Consider the following 22,342-nt stretch of genomic DNA (forward strand, 5'->3'; position numbering starts at 1 on the left):
GGCCGAAGGTATCCTGCCACCGTAGGGGCTCACGGCTGTGGAAAACTCCGGTTATCCACGATCGATGAGGGTTTTCAACACTTCCGGTCCGGCCCGATGCGCTCCAAGGAAGGACTGCTGGGCACTACGGCAACTGCTCCTGCAAGGTGCTGGTGGGCACGCTCCCGCCGATGTTGGTGAGGATCGGGTCGCGGTCGTTGTCCTGCCCGGTGTACTTCACGGTGCCGTCGAGGTTCACATCGCTCAGATGATACCCGGCGATCGTGGCCGTGGGCACGCTGCCCCCGATCGCTTCGAGGATCGGGTCACGGTCGTTGTCCTGGCCGGTGTAGCGCAAGGCCGCATCCGTCCACACGTTGCCGGCCCAAAGCGCCATCACGCTGCCGATCGCTTTGAGCGCATTGGTGCCGTATGTCGAAGTGCCGCTCAAGGTGAGATCCACCGCCGTGGCCGCACCGCTCAATGCGATACCACTGCCGGTCATGGCGCCCAAGTGGTTCCGATGACGGACCGCCACCCGATAGGTGCCCGCCGGCGGACAGAAGCCCAAGGGAGAAGTGCCGTCGGGTGCCACCACATCGCCATCACGCTCCAGCAATCCGACGCGCGCTTCGAGCACGCTGTACGGCGAACTGTTCTCGCGCAGCTCCACCAGCACCCAATCGACAATGGCATCATTGCCCGCGACCAGGAGCCTGCCCGGTGTGCAGGTGGCGGGCCCGGTCACGGTGTAGCCCATGGCCGAGTACGGCTCGGTGAGCGGGATGAGGTTCAGTTTGCGCAGGCTATCGAGCATCAAGCCTGTGACCTGTTCGTATGGTCCTTCCAAGAAGACCTTGGCGGCCACCACCGAACGCGGCACCACTTCGCATGGCGCTTCGAGCGTGGTGAAGCTGTGGGTCTGCGTGTAGGTCGAAGTGTTGCCCTGCGTGCCGCCGGGGCCATCGCACACGGAGCGCACCTGCACATCGTAGCTCGTGAGCGGATCGAGGCCGGTAAGCGCGTAGCTGTTGGTGGAGAGCCCGTTCACGTTGGTCCAGGTGCTGCTGGCAGATGGCTTCCAGCGCAGATCGTAGCTGATCGCCGTAAGCCCGGCGGTCCAGGAGATCTGCGCGCTGTTGTACGTGATGCTGCTGGAGCTGAGCCCTTGCGGAGCGGTGCAGGACGGGGCCAGATAGCTCACGGTGAGCAGGTAGCACACCGATGCATTGTTGGCGCCGTTCCAGCCGAAGACCTGCGCGTAATAATCACCAGGCGCGGCATTCGCGTAGGAGATGGACTCGTTGCTGGTGCCACCGGCTGAAGAGGATGCGACGATGGCTCCTGCGCTATTCCGGAGGTTCAGGTCAAAATCAGCCGGGAGATTGCTCAAGCCCATGTTGATGGTTCCCGTGGCACTCAAGGTGAATCGGAAATAGTCGTTGTCACCTGTCGGGCTGATCAGGCCGTTGCGCGACGCGGGCAGCGTGACCAACGTGGCCGCACCCGTGCTGTTGTTCGGCTCGTAATTATCCACGCACGGAATCGGGGTGTTGAACACGCGGCTGGTACTGTAGGCCGAGCTGCTGCTCGCGCACACGCTGAGCACTTGGAATTCATACTCGGTATCCTGCGTGAGTCCGGTGAGGTTGTAGGTGGTGCCCGTAAGGCCGGTGACGGTGGTCCACGTGCCGCTGCTCGTGGGCTTCCAGCGAAGGGTGTAATTGCCCAGGCCGAAGTTGGCCCAGCCCAAGGTGGCGCTCACAGCGGTGAGGTTGGTGACGGTGAGCGGCAGCGGCGGATCGCAGCTGCTGCCACAAGCGGTGAGGCAGCTGGCGCTGTTCACCCGGTTCACGATCAAGGCCGCTGGCTGCGGGCCGAAGCCCAGCGAGAGATTGATGCCCGTTCCACCGATCAGGTGGCAATAACTCATGATGGTGCCGCCGCCGGATGGAAGGCCCGCATTGGGGCATGAGCCCTCGGTGTAGCCCGCCGTCGGTCCGCAACCATCGATGGCCGTGCCGTTGCCGTTCCATACGCAGGCATGCGTGTGGCTGCTCCCCAGGTTGTGCCCGGTCTCGTGCGCCACCACCATCACGCTCCAACTGTAGGTGGGCACGTTATTGTAGCTTGAATTGATTCCGCTATAAGCCATGCGCACGCTGGTGCTGCTGCAGATGGTATTGAGATAAGCCCGTCCGCCGTAGTTGCTCAACTCAAGCAGGTGCGCCAGGTTGCCATTGAAACTGGTGCGGTGCGTACCGAAGAGATTGAGCTGTTGGGCGCTGTTGGTCCCGGTGTAAGGACTCGCCTCTGTCCACACGAAGATCTCCGAGAGCTGCATGTCCACGCCATCGTTGTCGAATAGGATGGCCATCTGATTGAATAGGCCGGTGAGGTAGCTGGTGACATTGGCCACGCTGCCCTTGTTCTGGAAGAGGTCGTAATCGGCCTCCCAATAGATGTTCAGGCACTTGATGCTCTTGCGCCCGCCCTGCGGCCTCAGCTCTTCCTCCGTGTACGCCTCCACCAGGTCGTCCACACCGCAGGAGAAGCCGGGATCGCCGAACAGGTCAGCATCACGATAGAGCACATGGCGTCGCTGGGGGTCGCCCTCCACGGGTCCGAGGACGCGGCTGCCCTGAGTATCGCTGATGATGCCCATGACGTGATCGGGGAAGATGCTGATCGCAGCCAGCGAGTTCGGTTCGTCGCGCAGAACGCCGCGATAATGGATCCCGATTCCCACATCGGCGCGAGCGCCATTGGCGGATGCGGTGACCTGGAAGCCATCGGCGAAGAGGTCCGCTTGGATCAGGTCGAGCACCACCATGCCTGTGCTGCTGGGCAGCTCAAGGGATATGCGTTCCAAAGGCGCATCCATCAAGCCGCTGGCAGCAGATGCATCGAAGCGCAGCACATCGGCATGGCGAACCGCTGCTGACCAGAGCGCGTCAGACCCCGCGCCAAGGCGTTCGTGGACGAAGAGCCGCACGCTGGTGAAGGCCTTACCATCCGCGCGCGCGTCGGAGATGCGCTCATGGACCAATCGCGCGGGCTCTTGGGCGAGCACGAAGACCGGGAAGAAAAGAACGAGGGAGGCGAGGATGCGCTTCATGGGTTCAGGGCCTAGGACGGAAAAGTACCGAGACGCAACATGCCATGCCACATGGCCAAGTCCATGCTTCGACGAAGCACGATGGAAAGTCGTCAGGACTACGCGCGCTTGCTCTCCACCGGAACGCTCATGCGCGCCTTGGCCATCTGCACCAGCTTCTTCATGCGGTGGTAGGCGGCCAACTGCTTGTTGTAGCGCTTCAGGTCGCTCGGGTCCAGCTGCTCCACGTGCAGCAGGTCCATCTTGTCGGCGAGGTCGTTGATCTTCACGCGGATGGCCAGAGAATCCTCGACCACGCGGTCGATGTATTGCTCATAGGTCTCGTCGGCGCGGCGCGTGATCGCGTCCAGCGCCTTGAGCACGCGGGGCGGGAAGCCCTTCTTCTCAAGCTCCGCCATGGTGAGCTCCGACCGCTCCAGCACATCGTGCAGAGCGCCCAGCACCTGCTCATCGAACTCCTGTCCGCGCATCATCACGCGCATCACGTGCAGGATGTATGGCTTGCCGAAACGGTCGGTCTGGCCCTTATGGACCTTGGCGGCGATTCGGATGGCGCTCTCGAGCAGGTGGTCCATGGAAGTGGCGCAAAGTACGGGCGGCTGCGTTGCCCCAGAATGAAGTGAGGCCCTCCTTTAAGGGCCTCGCTCCATCTCATTCAGGTTCGGCTCAGCGGGCCAGCGGCACCCGCAGGGTCACACGCTCGGAGCCATTGTCCAGGCGTACGAACCAGGCTCCGTTGGCCAGTTGGGCGCTGGGCAGCACATGGCGGTTGGCATTCATGCGGCCCGCATAGGCTACACGGCCCGTGGCATCCAGCAGCTCCACCGTTACCGCTGCCTTGCCGGTGAAGGCGTGCTCGACCATGATGCCCTGCGGAGTGGCCCAAGCGCGGTGCTCGGAGCTCACGGCGTGGCCGGTGCCGGTGCTCAGCTCAACGGTGATCTCGGTGGTGGCCTGGTCGCTGCAGAGCCCATCGCTCACGCCCAAGGTCACCAGGTAGGTGCCGGCGGCGTCCCATGCGTGCACGGGGCTGGCCTCGGTGCTGGTGCTGCCATCGCCGAAGTCCCAGGCGTAGCTGCTGGCGGCCTGCGCGGCGGTGAACTGCACGGACTGGCCCACGCTAACCGCGCTGTTGTCGGCCGTGAACGCAGCGTCGGGGCCGTTGTTGATGTGCAGCATGAAGCGCTGCACGGCCGGGTCAGCCGCGGCCTCCATGGTGAACGCGTATCCGGGGCCGTTAAGCAGGCTCACCATCGCGCCCGTCTCCAGGTCCTCGATGGCCAGGCAGCTCAGCTCCAGGCCGCCCACCTCCACGGCGCTGATGGTGTACTCGCCGGTGACCCCGACGTTCACCGACAAGGGCACGATCGCCCCCGCATCCGCAATGCCGTATGCATTGATCGCCATCTGAACGCCATCGGTGAGCGTGGCGATCTGCGGCGCGTCGTTGTGCGCCATCACGTACTTCTGCGCATCATCGGCGTCGGCGCCGGGCTGCCCTTCGCCGAAGACCATGATCGCCTCATCCTTGAAGGTGTTCAGGCTGCTGGCGATGCGCAGCCGCAGGTGCGCGGCAGGCTCGCCGGTGAGGCCGAACATGCCGCCAGCGTTGTCGTTCACCTTGTCGCCCTCATCCACCGTGGTGGTCACCGCGCCGCCCGTGGCCTTCAGGAAGAAGCCCTGCATGCTCTGGATGGTGTTGGTGGCGTTGTTGGTGCCGAACCCGAGGCTGATGTCGTACACCGCGGTGTTGCCATCGTCCGGATTGTAAAAGGTGACGAAGTCCGCCACATCGGCACCGCGCGCGATCTGGTCGAAGGCAATGGGGCTGGGCAGGGGGTTGCTCACCAGGTTCCAGCCATCCACCGTCGGCGCGCTCGTGTCGGTCCACGACATCGGCAGCGTCACCGGGGTCTGCGCGATCACCGGCGCGCTGCCGCCCAGGTCTATGGTGAAGGCCGCCGTGTTGAAGAAGCCCGTGCCTGCCCACACGGCGAAGCCCTGGCCCGTGCTCAATGCCTGCGCCGAGCTGCTCACGCCCTGAAGGCCATCGTTCACCGTTGAGCCCGTGTTGGCCTCATCGTACCAGCGGATGCTCGGCCACAGGATGTTGCTGCCCACCGGTTCATCGAAGTTGGGGAATTGAGATCCCGGATAACCGGCGGTGATGAAATCATCCTGCCAATGGTTCACCGTGCGGCCTTGGATGGGGCTGCCCATCAGCAGCCAGTTGGTTGGACCGGCCAGGCGGTAGCGCTCGATCCTCAGGTTGCCCGTGTAGCCGGCCGTGCCGCCCACCGGGCCCAGCCGCCCGGTCTGCGTGGCGCTGCTGGTGAGCACCACATTGGCGCCGGTGCAATCGAAGTCGCCATCATCCACCTGCAAGGTGCCGCGGATCTCCATGTCGCCCATAACGGTGACGCCGGTGGTCATGCCCGCACGGAAGTCCCAGAAACTGGCCGTGCCGCCCAAGGCGAGCGTGGCGCTCGTGCCTTCGGTGATCCGGAATTCACTGTTGTCAGCAGCGTTCAGCGTGCCGTTGATGGTGCTGGTGCCCGCGGTGGATTTGATCCAGCGGTTGGCATCGATGTTCAAGGTGGCGCCATTCTCCACCGTGACCGAGCGGGTGGTGGTGTTGGAATCAATCGTCACGTCGTCGCCGCTCTGTACCACCATGTTGCTGGCGTTGGTCCAAACGGCTGGGCCCGCAGTGCCGCTGGGCGTATCGCTCCAGATGGGGTCGTTCACATTGCCCGTGGCCCGGCTGTAATAGGTATCGACGGCATCGGTGGTTACCGAGATGGTGTTGCTATGCACGGCCGAGGCGCAGCCGCCGGTGGCACGCACGCGGTAGTGGTAGGTGGTGGCGCCCAACAGGCCGACCAAGCTCTCTGAGGTGGCGCTGCCCGCATTGAAGCCGTCGTAGCCCGCGATGTAGCTCTCGGGCTGACCCGCGATCACGATGTTGTCGATGCCGCTGGTGCCACCCGCTGCCAAGGTATTGCCTTGCGTGTCGGTGTTGCTGGTCATGATCCAGCGCAGGAAGAGCTGCGCTTGATCGTCACACGCGCTGGGCATGGCCACTTCGGTGAGCACGCCGCTGGTCCAATTGTTCTGCACGGTCACGCTGGAGCTTGGCACCAAGGTCCAGGTGCCGCCCGTGCCGATCCGGTATTCGACCTGCCAATCGCGCGGACCCGTGTTCGATGACCGTTGCGCGCTGGAGAGCGTGAGGTTGTGATGGCCCTCCGTACTGATCTCGATCATCCAATACTTGGAGCCGCTGCCTGCGTTCCAGCCGCTGCCGGTCGCTGCGCTCGTTGCACTGGAGGCGACGGGGACGTAAGTGATCGTTCCGGTACCGCCCACGGTGGTGAGCGCCGCTCCGCTGTTGGCACCGATGCCGCCATCGGCGATGTTGTTATCGGGGTTGCTGGGGAAGTTCCATTCGGCTACGGATACCGGCGTGGGGTCCAGGAAGTCGCTGTAGCGGCTCACATCGAGGAAGTAGGTGGTTGCCCCGATGTTGTTCCAATTGGCATCGAAGCCGCTGGTGCTGATGTTCGTTCCGGCAATAGCGACGGGATCAACGGTGATCTCGTCGTCGTTCACGGTAACGGTGCGGCTGCTGGGACTGCCTACGAAGGGGGTGCCATCGCCGCCGCTCAGGTTGGCGAATCCGAAGGTGAGCACATCGGTCCCGTTGCAGAGCATATCGTCCGTGAGGGTCAGGGTCACGGTCTTGTCGGCGCCATCGTTGGCGGCCCAGTTCACCGTTTGGCTGCTGAAGCCGTTCACGCGCGCCGCGTTGCCGGAGCTGAGCACCACATCCACACTGGTCGCATTGGTGGTGCTGAAGTCATCGATGCTCACCGTAAGATCGGCCGTGCCATCATCCTCGTTCACCGTGAGGTTGCTGCCAGCGAAGAAGACGGAGGTGTTGGACCCCGAGGCGGTAACGCTCCCGCCAATGGCCAGGTCATTCCCGGTGAGGCGCCCGATGGCGAAGGTGCCGGTACCTGCGGAAGCACCCCAACCGAAGAGCCGGATCGTGATCGTGGTGCCGGATGCCACGCTCTGCAAAGCGCTTATGCCCGTGAGGTCGATCTGCGTCTGGGCATCGCCATTGGTCGGGTTCGTCGTGTAGCTGATCGCAGAGCCCATGTTCGTCCCAGCTGTGCTGAAGCCATCCAAGCTGTACTGCCATTGGAACGCATTGGGGCCCGTGCTGGAGCGGCGGAAGTTCACATCGAGCGTGGAGAGCGAGACCTGGTAGCCCGCTTGAGCGCTGATGGCGAACTGGATGTATTCGTTGGCGGTGATCGCCGCAGCGAGCGAGCTGTTATCCCAGGCTGTTGACGAGAAGGCGTTCGCCAGAGCGCTCGCATTGACCCCAGCTCCCCTGGAGAGCGTCGAGGTATTCAGGTTGGGGTTCAGCGTGGTGGCATTCACCGTGGCTTCATTGCCAGCCAAGCCGCTGCACTCCCAGGCAACGATCTGTGCAATCGAACCTGAGGTGACCACAAACATGAAAGAGGCCATTGCAGCCATCTTCATCAGCGTAACGTACTTCCGCATATCAAAGGGTTTTCGGCACCGGCTGGGCAGCCGGTAGGGGTTTGTTTTTTGAGACCGCCAAGGTAGATCCATGGTCACATCGGTTCGAGGGTGTTCATTCATTCTGCCAAGGGCCCTGGCCACGATTGCCCCAAACGCAGCGCGGCCCCTCCGTTCCCGGAGGGGCCGCGCCCATTGAGTGGCTGTTTATCAGGGCCTAGCGCACGATCACGACAGGCACGGTGCGGCTGTCTTCGGCCGTGCTCACGCGCACGTACCAGATGCCGCTGGCGAGGTCGTTGGCGGGCACCGTCATGCGGCCCACCTGACCGGCTACGCGTTGCTGCTTCCAGACCTGTCCGGCCTCGTTGATCAGCTCCAAGGTGAGGGGCAGCACCTCGCTGAAGCCATGCTCGATCACCAAGTGGTCGCCTGCGAGCCAGCTGCGCATGTTGGTGGCGGGCTTCACCTCGGTCACGCTGGTGCTCAATTCCACGGTGATGGTCACCGTACTGGTGCTGGAGCAGTAGCCGTTGCTCGCGGTGAGCACCACGGTGTAGGAGCCAGGCGCATCGTAGGTGTGGCTGGGTGCTTCTTCGTCGCTGGTATTGCCGTCACCGAAATCCCAGGTCTGCTCAACAGCATCGCTGGTTGAGTTGATGAAGGTCACCGGCTGGCCCACGGCAACGGTCAGGCTCACGGCGCTGGCCTGCGCTACTGGCGCATTGCCCGAACCCACCGTCACTTCGGCATTCACCACGCAGCCGTTCGCATCGGTACCGGTAGCGATGAACACACCAGCCGTTGCCGGACGCTCGATGCCGGTGGCGCCATCGTTCCAGTTCACTTCGTATGGTGCAGTGCCGCCCACGATGCTGAGGCTGATGAAGCCATCCTCGATGTTCGGGCAGCTCGCATCCGCCACTTCAGCCTCTGCTTCCATGGCAGCGGGTTGTGCGATGCTGAATGAGCTGAGCAGGTTGGTGCAGCCGAGATAGCCTTCAACGGTGATCTCGTAATCGCCGGCAGGCAGGTTATCGAAGGCCACCGTGCCATTCGCCGCAATGCTGCTGCCGACCGCCTGGCCCATGTCGTTGTAGATGGTCACGTCGGCAGCGCCCTCCGCGAGAACGATCTCGGCGCCACCGTTGGCCTGGCTATGGCACAGGGCATCCGTCGCAGCAACCGGCACCGGGGCACTGGCGTGGATCAGGAAGCGCGGCTCTTCGGCGTTGGCGCCAGCCTCTGCGCTGAAGCTGTAGGTGCTGCCTTCTTCAAGCGTGGTGAACGTTCCAGCGACAAGGTCCTCCAAGCGGATGCAGGTGAGGCCCACCTGTTCGATGCCCGTTGCGGTAAGCGTGTAGGTGCCGGTGACAGGGATGTGCACGAGCACGGGAATCTGGATCGCGCTGCTGAATGCTCCGTACGCGTTGATGGCCAGGTTCACCGCATCAGCCGTGGTGCCGATGCGCGGCGCCTGCGGATGGCCGAAGTTGAACTTGGGCACATCGTTGCTGGTGAACGAGGGCTCGCCGGCGTTGAATACCACCACGGTCTCATCGCTGAAGGTGTTCAAGCCGCTGGCGATGTGCAGGCGCAAGAGATCGGGGGCCTGCTCGCTTCCTCCGAAGAAGCCGCCGTTGTTGCCGGCCACCTTGGCGCTCTCGCTCACGGTGGTGGTCACACCGGAGCCAATGGCCTTCAGATAGAAGCCCTGCATGCTCTGGATGGTGTTGGTACCGCCGTTGGTGCCGGCGTTCAGGCCGATGTCCCAAGTGGCCATGTTGCCCGTAGCCGGATCGAAGTAGGTCACGTAGTCCTCCACATCAGCGCCGCGCGCGATCTGATCGAAGGCGATGGGGCTGGGCAGCGGATTGGCCACCAGGTTCCAGCCGTCCACGGATGGATTGCCGGTATTGGTGTAGGCCATCGGTAAGGTGATGGGCGTAGCTGCGATCACGGGCGCATTGTTCTCCAGGTCGATGGTGAAAGCCGTAGTGGTAGTCAAGCCTGTGCCGCACCAGGCTGCGAAGCCCTGACCGATAAGCAAGTCCTGGGTTTGGCTGCTCACGCCCTGCAGGCCGTTGTTCACCGAAGCGCCGGTGTTGGTCTCGTCGTACCAGCGGATGCTGGGCCAGTAGATGCCGCTTCCCACGGGGTCGAAGAAGTTGGGGTACTGCGAGCCGGGGTAACCGGCCGTGAAGAAGTCGTCCTGCAGGTGCGATACGCGACGGTTCTGGATCGGGCTGCCAATGAGCCGCCAGTTGGTGGCACCCGAGGGAATGAAACGCTCCATGCGCATGTTGCCGGTGTAACTGGCGGTGGCGCCAACAGGTCCCAATCGACCGGTGTAGGCCGAAGTGCTGCGCATCACCACCGGGTTGCCGGTGCAATCGAAGTTGCCATCGTCGAGCAACAGGGTGCCGCGCATGTGAATGGTGCCGGTCACGGTTGTGCCATCAGGGGCATCAGCAGTGAGGTCCCAGAAGCTCGTGGTGCTGGCCAAGGAGAGCGTCTTCGCGCCGCTTCCTGCAATGGCGAATGTGCTGTTGTCGTTGGCGGTGAGCGTGCCATCGATGGTCGCACTCGTACCGTTCAGGGTAAGTGTGCTGCCAGCATCCAGGACCATGGTGCCGCCGGTCTCCACGGTGAGGTCCGCCACAGGCGTAGCCCCGTCATTCGTCACGCTATGCCCGTTCTGCACAACCATGTTGTTGGCCGCCGTGAACGTGACCGCGCCAGGCGCTGGCAACCCGGAGGGCGTAGTGCTCCAAATGGCGTCGCTCACATCGCCGGTGGCCCGGCTGTAGTAGGTGCATCCGCCCACGGTCACCGTGACGTCGGCAGAGCGCGTGCAACCATTGCCCGAATGCGCAGCGGTTACGGTGTAGGTGCTGGTGCCTGCAGGTGAGGCGGTAACGGTGGCTCCCGTGGTTCCGCTCAGGCCGGCGGCCGGGCTCCAGGTGTAAGTGACCGTGCTCGTGTAGGTGAAGGTGATGCTCCAACTCGCAACGGAACCACCGTCGGCATTCGCATCATCACGAATGAGCAAGCCCCATGTGCCGTTGAAATCTCCGGTGAAGAGCGAGAGGCTCGGGCTGGATTGGGTGAAGGAGCCGGGGCCGGGCGTGGTGGGCCAGCTATCCGGTGTTCCGCTATTGGTAGGCGCGTAGATGCCAGACCTGTTCACGGCATTATCGGCCATCGCGGACTCGCCGTCCATGAATACGAAATTTTCGCTGGTGATATCGGTTCCGCCGCCAACGTCGCTCATGAGGATGACATTGGTGCCCGTGGCGGATTGGAGCAGGATATCCAGATCGTCGGGGTAGGTGTGCGTAACGCCGTTCAGGGTGACGCTTTCGACGGTGACGCCGCTGGTGGGCAGGCCGCTCACGCTCACGTTCCAAGGGTAAACGGATCCATCGTTGGCGCCGGATACGCTCACGGCGCTCGGTCCTCCGGTGCTGCTGAAGGTGACGCGCGCGGTGGTGGTGCTCGAAGCCGAGGCGGTCAGGTCAACGTTAGCGCCATCACAGATGCTGGCGCTAGGCGGCGTGATCGAGGGCAAAGTGGGCAGGCCGCCCGGTACGTGGATGTTGTCGAAGACGGCGTTCTCACCGGTGTCACCATCGTGGTTCCACAAGCAGCCGATGATCGGCAAACCGGTGCCGGTATAGGTCGCATCGACCGCCGAGCCGGCCGAGGTCGCCGCCGTGAGCGGATCGCCGAAGCGGGTATTGCCGTTGTCGCGGTAGAAGAGGCTCCAGGTATCGGTCGAGGGCACGTAGGTCACGCGCACATCGAGATAGTCGTTGTCGAAGTTGCCGGCCTGGATGATGGTGTTGAGGTTGGCGTCCGCGTCGAGACCATTGTTGTAGCGCACTAGGCGCACGCGATCCGTATTGCCGCTCTCGCCAAGCACCACGGCATAGCCCTGGCCCAGGGTCAGATTGGCGTTGGAGCCCGCCAGCACTACCGCCATGCCATCATCACCGCCATCGAAGCCGCTGAGCTCTCCATCACTCTCGCTTTGCCTGAAGCTGAAGGCCCAAGTGAGGGTGCAGTTGTTCTGATTGAGCGTGGTGAGGTACGAGCCCGGCGTTGTTTGCGTAACGAACTGGCGGTTGTTGCCGGTCCCGGTGCGGGCCAAGCGCAACTGGTTGCCGTTGATCGATGCGCCTGCCCCGGCTGTTTCTGTCTCCGTCCAGCCGCCGCCCACCGTGTTGCTGTTGGCGCGGTTGAAGCGGTCAACGACCTCTTGCGCGAAGGCCGCGCCGGTGAAGCACAGAATGGCCAGCAAGAGGCCGAGCCTCAGCATGTGGTTGATGTGCCGCTCGCGTTGGTAGCGGGCTTCGAGCGAAACGGGGTGGAGGATGCGTTCCATGTCAGTCGGTGCCCATGTGAGTTGAGGGCGGGCGCTGGAACGGGACCATCCACCAATTGGTTTCTACCGGAGCGAATTGGCAACAGACGACCGTGCCCCCTTATCCACGAAATCACCTTCGGGCGACGGATGCATCGCCACAACAGTCGGTAAGGCCTACTTTCGCCCCCGCATCGGAAGGACCGATGCACGCCCCAAGCGCCCAGCTTTTCCCCGTGACGGGAGTCACGGATGACCTGTCCAGGCGCGATCTCCCAGCGGAGCATTGAACGCCTGCCTTCGGCAGGCAAGCCGGACCGGAATGTCTGGGGCAACAACAAACACCTAACCGGTGCGTGCGAAGGCAATGCTTCGCGCACATCACAACACCTTGGCGCCGAGGCTATGGCGCATACCTATGGAACGTACCACGTTCAACGACCTCGAGCTCATCGAGCCCATCTTGAAAGCCCTTCACGAAGAAGGCTACACCCACCCCACCCCCATTCAGCAACAGGCCATCCCGCACCTCACACAAGGGCGCGACCTGCTCGGCTGCGCGCAAACGGGCACGGGGAAAACCGCGGCCTTCGCCATCCCGATCCTGCAGGAGCTCCACCAGAAGCCGGCAGTCGGACCCAAGAAGGCCATCCGCGTACTGATCCTCACCCCCACCCGCGAATTGGCCATCCAGATCGGTGAGAGCTTCAGCTCCTATGGCCGCCATCTGAACCTGAAGCACACCGTGATCTTCGGTGGCGTGGGCCAGAAGCCGCAGACCGATGCCCTGCACCGCGGAGTGGATATCGTAGTGGCCACGCCCGGCCGACTGCTCGACCTCATGGGACAGGGCTATGTCCACTTGAATGGGCTCGAGGTCTTCGTGCTCGATGAAGCCGACCGCATGCTCGACATGGGCTTCATCCACGACGTGAAGAAGGTGATCGCCAAACTGCCTGCGAAGCGGCAGACGCTCTTCTTCAGCGCCACCATGCCGCCGGAGATCGCCAAGCTGGCCAACAGCATCCTCACCAATCCGGTGAAGGTGGAAGTGGTGCCGCAGAGCACCACCGCCGACACCATCGATCAGCACCTGCTCTTCGTTGACCGCACCGACAAGAACAAATTGCTGCTGCACCTATTGCAGGGCGAAGCCATCCGCGAAGCGCTGATCTTCACCCGCACCAAGCACGGCGCCAACAAGGTGGTCAAGGTGCTCAACCAGGCCGGCATCGGTGCCGAGGCCATCCACGGCAACAAGAGCCAGAGCGCGCGGCAAAGCGCGCTGAAGAGCTTCAAGGAAGGCAAGCTTCGTGCGCTGGTGGCCACGGACATTGCTGCGCGCGGCATCGACATCGACGGCCTCACGCACGTGATCAACTTCGACATCCCGAACATCCCCGAGACCTACGTGCACCGCATCGGCCGCACCGGTCGCGCCGGCGCCAGCGGCAAGGCCCTCTCCTTCTGCGACCATGAAGAGAAGGAATACCTGCGCGACATCCAGCGCCTGATCAAGCGCGAGGTGCCGGTGCTCACCGACCACCCCTTCGTGATGACCGGCGGCCCGAAGAAGGCCGAGCCCGAAGTGCGCGAGCCGCGTCAGCCGCGCGGACCCGGACGCGGCGGCAACCAACGTTCGCGCTCCGGCGGCGACCGCAACGAAGGGCGCCCGCAGCGCGCATCGGGCGAGCGCAGCGGCGATCGTCGCGAAGGACAGCGCAGCCCGTCCACGAACGGAGGCCAGCCCCGTGAGCAGCGCCCACAACAGGCGCGTTCCAACGAGTCACGCCCTTCCCGCCAATCGACGGGACGTCCGCAGCACCCGCGCTCGAACGAGCAGCGCAACGACCGTCCGCAACAAGCGCGCAATGGCGAGCGCCGCAACGATCGCGGGCCGCAACGTTCCGGTGGCCATCGCGACAGCCGTCCGCAAGCGCCGCGCACCGACAACCGTCCGAACGAGAACCGCCAGAGCGCCGGGAAGCCCGACTACGCGAAGCTGACCAAGGAGATCTTCGATGAAGAGAGCACGACGAAAGCTCCGAAGAAGTCCGAGGAAAAAGGCTCCGGGATCCTGAAGTGGTTCAAACGAGGCTGATCGAACGCACACAATTGAGAGAGCCATCCGAGGGGGTGGCTCTTTCGCTTTTCGGGTGAAGGCCCGGTGAAAGCCTGATTGCGTTGAAGTTGATACCCTGCTTGGCACAAGCGCTTGCCGAAGTCGCGCGCTGATGCGCACACGGGGCACCGTTCATTCCTCCACCCTTCGCAGGGACTGCCTCGTGGGACCAGCCATCGGCCTGCCATGAGGCAGTCCTGGCCAACATGCTGCTATGGCACATGCTGCAGGGCGAGGCCGTCAGCGCGCGCGCGTGGATAAGCGCAACACGCCCGGCCAAGAACGCGAACGACCCGTTGCCGGCTTCGTGCGCATAGCCCGAAACAAATGCGCGGGGCGGCGGATTGAAATACCCAGAGGTGGGGAAAACGAGGAACGGCCGGGCGATCATCTCGGTGCACTTTCTGCCAGTGATCCAGGCATGAACGCACGACCCTGTCCCATCGCCGATGCCGTTAACACCAACTTGAACCCTCCAATGCCACAGCCACCAGCAACCAACTTCCACCCGGCCTACTTCCAGGTGCGCTTCCGCACCGAAGCACCGCAGGAAGACTGGCCCGACCAGTTCGTCATCCTCACCGCCTACGCCACCACCGGCGAGACGTGGAGCGAGGAGCGCAATGTCGAAGCCGACCGCAAGCTCCATGCGCACTTGGTGACGCTCGGGCACACGCCCATCCGTATAACCGGGTACGACCCCGAGAGCGGCCACGCAGAACCCGGCTGGGCGGTGGAATTGCCGCTGGAGGAAGCGCTGGCGGTGGGACGAGAATTTCTGCAGGATGCGATCTTCGTGGTGCAAGGGGATACGTTGGCAGTGGCGCAGTGCAACACCCCCCATGCAGCGCAGACCATAGGGCACTTCCGCGAGCGCGTGAGGTAGGTATCCTCTACGGCGCACACCTACACTGATGGCCTGTCAAGTACACAGTCCTATGGACGGACGCGCGAGCATCAAGTGTGCGCTTCTCGGGTCACACCTCGAATAAATGCAACAGGTCCTCCACCACTTTCACATCGCCGAACTTCACCATGCACTTGCCGGTATGGGCCTTGCGCGGTGTGCGGCCTAGCGCACGGGTCCGCCCTTCCGGGGTCAGGCAGCGGTAGGTTATGGTCGGTTCCGCCCCGTTGAAGGAAGGGTTGGCGATCACCACAATCCCGCCCTGTTGCAGCAAGACCTTGTGCACGTCCCACATGCGTGTTCGGCCGTTGAAGGCCTTCAGCTGCACGCGCAACAGTTGGTCCCGGTCCCGCAGGCCAAGGATCAGGTCGAAGCCGAACAGGTCTATGTCCGAATGCGCCACCAACGGGGTCTGACTTTGGCGCGTGGCGTGCAGGATGTAATCACGGATGAACCAGGTCTCCACCAGTTGTTCCTGTACGGTTGAGTGTGCGGGGTTGGCGAAGTAGGTCTTCAGACTCATGGGGTGCGTCTATCTTCTGGGATCCGATCGGCATCAGGGTGCGCCAAGCGCGACAAGATCGGTGCGCAGCAGTCCTTGTTCAGGGAACCGGTCGGCCCGATGAGGTCAATGTATCCGAGGCCGCAGGCATGAGGGCGTTCCGCGCCCCAACTCCAGGGTGCATACCCCCCCGACAGGTCCTCTACACCTTTTACGTAAGGATAGAGCAGGGTGCTGCGCTTCGCACCGAACTGCAGATTGTACACGTACATCTGCTTCAGGTCCGCATCGGCAGGGCGGTTGTCCTTGGGCAGCTTCCATTTGGTGTCGAGGATCAGTTCCACGCGGTCGCCGCGACGCACCACGATATCCGGGCGATCTTCTGGCGTTGCCAGAACAAGCGGCTATCCTGGCCCGATATGGTGAGGTCGGTAGCCCGCGCGGCCTGCTGGAGCAGTTTCAGGACCACCCGTTCGTAGAGCACGTTCATGTCGAACATCAGGCCCAATAGGCGGGTCTGGCCGCCCTTGATGTCGGGTGCGTGGTCCAGTACGATCATTGTGGCCAGTTGAACAGCCCGCGCATAGGACTGGGTCTTGCGGCCGAGGCGGATGCGCGCGATGGAGGCGGCGGTCAAGGGGCGATCCATCACCTGCTCAAAGGCCCATTCCACATCCTGCACACGCCCCACGATCATCGGATCGAGGGCGGTGTCCTTCACAATGCACAGGGCACGCTTCAATAGGCTGTGCAGCATGTGGTCATTATCGTACACCTGGTGCTCCACGTGGAAACGTTCCTTGCGGATCAGGTTCTCGCGCAGGTGTCCGGGCCAATGTATGCGTCCCTTCAGGGCTAACTGGTTGCCGGTACGCCGGTGATACTGCTTCACCAGGCCGCCGCGGACAAGCCCATGCACATCATGCACGTAGAGGTCGAAGAAGAAATCGAGGATGGAGGAACTGCGCTTGTGCAGGTGGCTCTCCGTGGTGCTGGTGAGGGGCAGGTTGTGTACTAGGCCCAGCATCTCCAGCAGGGCGCGTTGCCACTTGCCTGCATCACCGTCGCGGTCGGCCTTTGGCAGGACCTGAATGACCAGATCGCCGACCTGGATCACGCCGACGTATTGTGCGAACGTGATGCTGTTCGGGCCTGCATCGAAGTACTTGAAGCCGTTCGCCTCGTTCCACTTCAGGAGCCGGTCGTAATGCACACGCTGGAAGCCCCGCTCACCCACGCGCAGCTTCTCGTGCTCGAAAACGCTCAGCGGCTCACTTGCTGGCATAGATGGCCTTGAAGGGTTCGAGGTCGGCGAATTTGCGCGGGTCCTTCACCGTGAAGAGTTCCTTCACTTCGTACTCGTCCATATCGAAACCCTTGGCGAACGGGATGGTCTTTTTGCGCACCTCCACGAACGCCTCACCGAGCACAGCGCCCACCTTCTTCGCATCGCCATGGAAGTATTCCTCCAGCAAGGGGATGACCTTGGTGGCGAAGACACGCTTCAAGTCATTACCGGTCTTCAGGCCCATGAAGTAGCTGTGGCCGATGTGGTGGTCCTTGTCCATCAGTTGCTCTACTCGTTCGTTGATGGTGGTGAGCACCGCGCGGACCTCAATGCCTTCCACGGTTTCCGGCTTGACCAACTCCGGCTGCGATGGCATCTCCACAAAGCTGAAGCGTCGGCGCAAGGCCGTGTCCAGTGCTTCAACGCTGCGGTCGGCGGTGTTCATGGTGCCGATGAGATAAAGGTTGGATGGAACGCTGAAGTCGTCCTTGGAATAGGGCAGCTTCACTCGCGCCGGTTCTTTTCCGGCCTCTCGTTTGTCATCCTCTATGAGGGTGATGAGCTCGCCGAAGATGCTGGCCACATTGCCCCGGTTGATCTCGTCGATGATGAGCGCGTAGCGGCCATCCTTCTTCACCGGCTCATCCTTGCCCTTGCGGAAGTAGTCCTTCTTCACCAGGTTCCGGTCAAGGCTGTACAGGGTGCCCATTACGAAGGCCTTCGGATAGATGTCCTCCACCGGGATCTCCACATCCTGCAGGAGCCATTGCACCCGGCGGAACTGTTTGAAGCGTATCGGCGCATTCGCGTCCATGAAGTAGTCGTCGCTGATCCTGCCGACCGCGCGTATCAAGCTGTTGCCAGCGCTGACGAACACGATGTCGCCCTCCTTCATGTCCTGCTGCAGGGCACGCAGGACGCTTACCGTGTATCGGAAGCCTTCTCCCTCCTCTTTGAAGCCAGCGCCTTTCAGAATGTCCTTGATGCCGGTTTCATCCTTGGCTTTGCTCACGTCCACGGAACCGCCGTAGCCTACCGCGATGACGCTGTTCGCCATGCAGTGCGCGTAGATCTCATCGTCGGCCGGACTGTTGTATTGGCCCAAGGAGACCTTATAGAAGTTGGCCTTGGCCAGAACACCCTCCTCAATGATGCTCCCGGCACCACCCCGCTCGCCGGTGCGCGCCGAGGCGCACATCAGCTTGAAGATGCCGTCCTGCACCTCATAGGTGACCTGCTTGACCTCCTCTTCGCCATCCTTGCTCACGTGCGTCTGCGGCTTGATGCCCTCCACGAAGTCCTCGTAACTGAAGCTCTGGTGGAAGGTGCAGAAGGCGATCTGCCAGTCCGGGTCGTCCCATTCCTTCACGAGCAATTGGTTGAATCGTTCGCGCAGCGCTTCCGGCTTCTGCTTGTTGGCCTCGTAAAAGGTCTCGTCGCATACCTCCAGCGCCGCTCCAATGGTGTGGTAGGTCTTGCCGGTACCCGGCGGGCCGTAGAAGATGCGATTCAGTGATGGCTTATCGATCGCTTCCATGCTGCTGACGAATTGATGAATGTGTTCGTACTGTTCTTTTGGGATCGCGATCACGGCCCCATCTCCGTGGGCAGGAAAGTCGGCCATAATCGTTTGTGACTTAATACGTTCCCATTCCAAAGGCTGGTCAGGGAAGGCGTAGTCAACCCTAATGAAGACCCGGCCCTTCCCATCGTCCCAGCCCCGAGTCATGTACTGGACGGGAGTAAGTAGACCCTGCTCAGGTCCGAATACCCAGACGTGGGGAAAACGAGGAACGGCCGGGCGGCCTTGGCAGGTACGTACTACGTTCGGAACAGGTCCCAATCCCGGCAGCTGGGGACGAGGGCGGTGTTGGGCATGTTTTTGCCTTCTGGGCGCTACACGTTTTCGAAGAACTTGACGGCGAACTCGCAGAACTCAATGATCACCTTCTTGTCCAATTCGAACTCCTGGCGACTGCCCAGATAGTTCTGCGTTGTTGGCGTGACCTCCCTGCCTGCTTTCAGTTCCTCCACCGTGATGCACTTGATGCGCTTCTTGGATACGATGATGATGTATGCGTTCTCGTACGGATAGTCCTTGGGCAGGTCCTTCAACGTGAACGACTCGCTCGCCCTGAACTTCACCTCAATGAAGTACACGTCTTTGCGAACAGGGTGCTGGATGACGAAGTCCGGCATGCGCTTGATCTGGTCGGCCACATCCGACCGCACACCTTTGAGCAATTCCATGATCCCCGGAATGGTGTTCTCCATCCCATAGCGGAACACGCTGAAGCCAAGGCTGAGGAACAACTCCTGGATCAAGGTCTCGGCAATGCGGCCCTTAATCATGTTATACCTGTAGTTGTGCTCCCGGCTACTTAGGCCGCCTTCCTTGGCATCGGCAGCCGCCTTCTTCTTGTTGTAGCAATCAAGGCAGACCCATCCTTCTTGTTTGGACGGGGCACCGCAGTTGGGGCAGGTTGGCATGGTAAGCGCTTATAATCTTGTCATCAGATCCTCCACATCCGTCACCTTCTCAAATCGCGCTGGGTTCTCGGTTCCCGACGCAAGCTCCTCGAAATGCGCGTCCCCGCATTTGATCTTGCCACCCTCCTTGTCCCGCAGATCCCCAGACCAAAGCGAACTCTTCGTCTCCGCCACGAAATACACCCGGTCCTGTCCATCCACTTCGACTACCACCGCCCAATCAGGATTGTAAGGACCCAATGGCGTAGGCACCTTGAACCAGCTCGGCAGCTTCGCGAAAACCTTTACTGCTTCGTTCTTGTCCAACTGCTGAGCGAACAGCCGCTCAGTGGATGAATCGTAGACTACGTACTCGTGGACTGAGCGATCGCATGCCACCATGTTCAAGTAGCCGGTCAGCTCCTCGGTCTCGAAAAGCTCTTGGGCGTAACACTCCATATCGCCGAGCTTGCGGTACTTGATTCCGTCGACCAACTCCATGCGCTTGCAGCGGTTGATGCCTTCGGCGACGAGGTCGATGAATTGCTGGGGATTCTTGGAGAACTCATCCAGCCGGTCACATTCGGTAAGGATGCGCACTAGACTGGCGCGGGTTAGCTGGGTGCGGTCTTGAAGTTCTGTGAGGATGTCCGGCTTTATGGGCTGGAGTTCATACAACACCTGCGGCGCGCTCACAGTATTCTCAGTTGCCTGTACACCGCTACGGCCTAACACTACATCAGCTTTGCGTGTGGTCATGCGAGGAGCGCGGATGGGCTCCAGATCGTTCACCGCTTTGATGCACTGCTCGATCAACCGCTCCTCATTAAAGTGGACACGGTAGGTGGTCTTCTGCTTGATACGGTTCCATAGCGCCTTGAACTCTTCGCTGTGGAGTTGTGCTTCACGTGTGCGAATGATCTTCTTGTCCTGCGCGTTCTTTATGTCCAGCTTGCCGGCCAGTTTGCGCAGCACTTCTTTCACCGCTGGCAGTTGCTCCTCGTAATCTTCCGGCAGCGTGAGCGTGTTGTTCTTCAGCACCTCGCGCAAGCTGTCCTGCACTTTGCCTTTGCTGTCGATATACGCCTGCTGCTTTAGGTAGGCCCAGATGCGTTCGCTGCTTTCCACGCCGAGCACGACGTGTTTGCCGTCTTCGGTCTTCTTGCCGAGTCCTGCGAACTGGTGTGGCTCCACAATACCGAAGCGCAAGCCGGTCTCCTTCTCGATCTCGTGCTGCAGTTCCTCCGCGAAGCGCTCGTAGCTCTCGTTAGCCACTACGGTCAGCGTGTTCACATCGAAGCCGCGCACGCGTTCGCCGGTGTTGCTGTTCACACAGATGCGTAGGCCGCGGCCGATGGTCTGGCGGCGTTGCAGCTCCGAACCCATTTCGCGCAGCACGCAGATCTGGAACACGTTCGGGTTGTCCCAGCCTTCCTTCAGCGCACTGTGCGAGAAGATGAACTTGAGCGGTGTATCGAAGCTCAACAGTCGCTCCTTGTCGCGCATGATGAGGTTGAAGGTGCTCGTCTCCACGTCCTCCTTGCTGCTGCTCTTCTTCAGTTGCTGGTCCTCGAAGGGTGTGTGGATGCGCTTGTCGATGGAGAAGTAGCCATCGTGTACGTCCTCTGGTGCCGTCGCAAGGTCAACGCCTTCGAAGAGCGTGCGGTACTTGGCCAGCTTGGCGGCCGCACGATACTCTTCCTCGAAGATGGTCGCGAACTTGCCTTTCACCGCAACACCGTCTTCGTTATAGGCGCGATACGACGGCACCTCATCGATGAAGAAGAGGCTGAGCACTTTGATGCCCATGGGCCGCAACCGTTGCTCCTTGTCCAGGTGCTCGGTGATGGTGCGGCGGATCATCTGCCGGTGAACTGCGGCCCGGTCCACATCGCCAACCGATTCGCCGATGCGCAGAGGCTTTTCCAGGTTCTGGAACTCCACGAACTCTTTGCCCTTGGCTACGCCGATGTTGCTGATGAGATATCCCGCATACATGGCACGGCCGGTCAGTTGTTCCAGGTCCTCATCAGCCGTGATGTTCTTGAAACGGTCGCGCTTGATGCCCGTCACAAGCTGACGGTCCAACTCAAGTTCCACGACGTAATTGGAACGCACCTTCTTCGCGCTGAGCAGCTTCACATAGGCCGCGTTGTGCGCATCGGCCACTTCCATGGCGGCCACTTCGATCTGCTTTACGAGCTTACGTTCGTAAGCATCCACTGCATCCAAGCGGTACACCATATGGTGCTTGTCGATGTGCGTCGCACTGTACCGCAGCGTGCATAGCGGGGCCATCTCCTCCAATGCCTTCTTGCCACTACCACCCAAGCCGCCATCTACGCTTTGTGGTTCGTCCACGATCACGATGGGACGTGTGGCGCGGATCAGGTCGATGGGCCGTTCGTCGTTGGTCTGCTCCCGCTGGTCGTAGATGACGTTTACGTCCTTCTTATTGATGGCGCCCACCGTCATCACCATGATCTGGATGCGACTGCTGGTAGCGAAGCTGCGCACTTGGTTCAACTTGCTGCTGTCGTACACGAAGAAGTCCGCTGTGGTGCCCGCGAACTGTGCCTTGAAGTGCTCCTCCATCATCTGGAGCGACTTATGCACGCCCTCCTTGATGGCCACCGAGGGCACAACGATCACGAACTTGGTGAAGCCGTATTCCTTGTTCAGTTTGAAAATGGTGCGCAAGTACACGTAGGTCTTGCCCGTACCGGTCTCCATCTCCACGGTGAAGTCCATGCCGTACAAAGCCTCTTCTGGACGTAGGCCGTTACGCAGTTGCACGGCTTGCAGGTTCTCCAGTATCTCTTCCTCCAGCAGCTTCAGGCGGTTGCCGTAGCCGGGCAGGCTTACGTTCAGCCCAAGTTCCGGCGCGCTTTCATCGCGATTGCTCGGCACCAGCACGGTGAACTCCGTCTGGCAGCTCTCCTGGCCTTTGAACAGGTCTACCACCGAGGCGATGGCGTCGCGCTGGTAATCGAGGTCGGGTTCGAAATGGAATTTCATCGAGAAGGTCGGACGA

Annotated in this window: 12 protein-coding genes; 2 read left to right on the plus strand and 10 right to left on the minus strand. The window is 61.6% G+C overall.

Annotated features, from left to right (window positions below; genetic code table 11):
* Positions 1-124: 124 nt before the first annotated feature.
* From IPM12_13725 to IPM12_13740, 4 genes are all read right to left on the minus strand, one after another.
* Positions 125-3,097 carry a fibronectin type III domain-containing protein gene (locus tag IPM12_13725; protein MBK9148862.1) on the minus strand — a complete coding sequence of 991 codons (2,973 nt, stop codon included), beginning with the start codon at positions 3,095-3,097 and terminating at the stop codon, positions 125-127.
* 98 nt (positions 3,098-3,195) lie between these two features.
* Entirely contained in the window at positions 3,196-3,672 is a 477-nt protein-coding gene (locus IPM12_13730) for a phosphohydrolase (protein ID MBK9148863.1), read from the minus strand.
* A gap of 91 nt (positions 3,673-3,763) precedes the next feature.
* Entirely contained in the window at positions 3,764-5,530 is a 1,767-nt protein-coding gene (locus IPM12_13735; protein ID MBK9148864.1) for a PKD domain-containing protein, read from the minus strand.
* Positions 5,531-7,871: 2,341 nt separating this feature from the next.
* Positions 7,872-12,041 (minus strand): PKD domain-containing protein, encoded by a 4,170-nt coding sequence (locus IPM12_13740; GenBank protein ID MBK9148865.1) that lies wholly within the window; start codon positions 12,039-12,041, stop codon positions 7,872-7,874.
* Positions 12,042-12,438: 397 nt separating this feature from the next.
* On the opposite strand from IPM12_13740, the gene IPM12_13745 reads away from it, so the two are divergent.
* Together IPM12_13745 and IPM12_13750 are read left to right on the plus strand one after the other, a co-directional pair.
* A complete protein-coding gene (locus IPM12_13745; protein ID MBK9148866.1) occupies positions 12,439-14,121 on the plus strand; it encodes a DEAD/DEAH box helicase in 1,683 nt (560 codons plus the stop codon).
* A 442-nt stretch (positions 14,122-14,563) separates the two neighbouring features.
* Complete coding sequence (locus IPM12_13750) at positions 14,564-15,028, plus strand: DUF3293 domain-containing protein (GenBank protein ID MBK9148867.1); 465 nt, start codon at positions 14,564-14,566, stop codon at positions 15,026-15,028.
* 91 nt (positions 15,029-15,119) lie between these two features.
* On the opposite strand, the gene IPM12_13755 is transcribed toward IPM12_13750, so the two are convergent.
* From IPM12_13755 to IPM12_13780, 6 genes are all read right to left on the minus strand, one after another.
* On the minus strand, positions 15,120-15,572 hold the full coding sequence (locus IPM12_13755; protein ID MBK9148868.1) for a hypothetical protein: 453 nt from the start codon (positions 15,570-15,572) through the stop codon (positions 15,120-15,122).
* Complete coding sequence (locus tag IPM12_13760; protein ID MBK9148869.1) at positions 15,569-15,895, minus strand: hypothetical protein; 327 nt, start codon at positions 15,893-15,895, stop codon at positions 15,569-15,571. Before IPM12_13760 ends, IPM12_13755 begins: the two co-directional genes overlap by 4 nt.
* Positions 15,886-16,836 (minus strand): restriction endonuclease, encoded by a 951-nt coding sequence (locus IPM12_13765; GenBank protein ID MBK9148870.1) that lies wholly within the window; start codon positions 16,834-16,836, stop codon positions 15,886-15,888. The genes IPM12_13760 and IPM12_13765 overlap by 10 nt, the downstream gene beginning before the upstream one ends.
* Positions 16,823-18,376: an AAA family ATPase gene (locus tag IPM12_13770; protein ID MBK9148871.1), complete on the minus strand. Its 1,554-nt coding sequence runs from the start codon at positions 18,374-18,376 to the stop codon at positions 16,823-16,825. The genes IPM12_13765 and IPM12_13770 overlap by 14 nt, the downstream gene beginning before the upstream one ends.
* Positions 18,377-18,735: 359 nt before the next feature.
* Complete coding sequence (locus IPM12_13775; protein ID MBK9148872.1) at positions 18,736-19,329, minus strand: hypothetical protein; 594 nt, start codon at positions 19,327-19,329, stop codon at positions 18,736-18,738.
* A gap of 9 nt (positions 19,330-19,338) precedes the next feature.
* Positions 19,339-22,326 (minus strand): DEAD/DEAH box helicase family protein, encoded by a 2,988-nt coding sequence (locus IPM12_13780; GenBank protein ID MBK9148873.1) that lies wholly within the window; start codon positions 22,324-22,326, stop codon positions 19,339-19,341.
* Positions 22,327-22,342 lie beyond the last annotated feature (16 nt).

The sequence above is a fragment of the Flavobacteriales bacterium genome (assembly GCA_016716605.1).
Lineage (GTDB): Bacteria > Bacteroidota > Bacteroidia > Flavobacteriales_F > PHOS-HE28 > PHOS-HE28.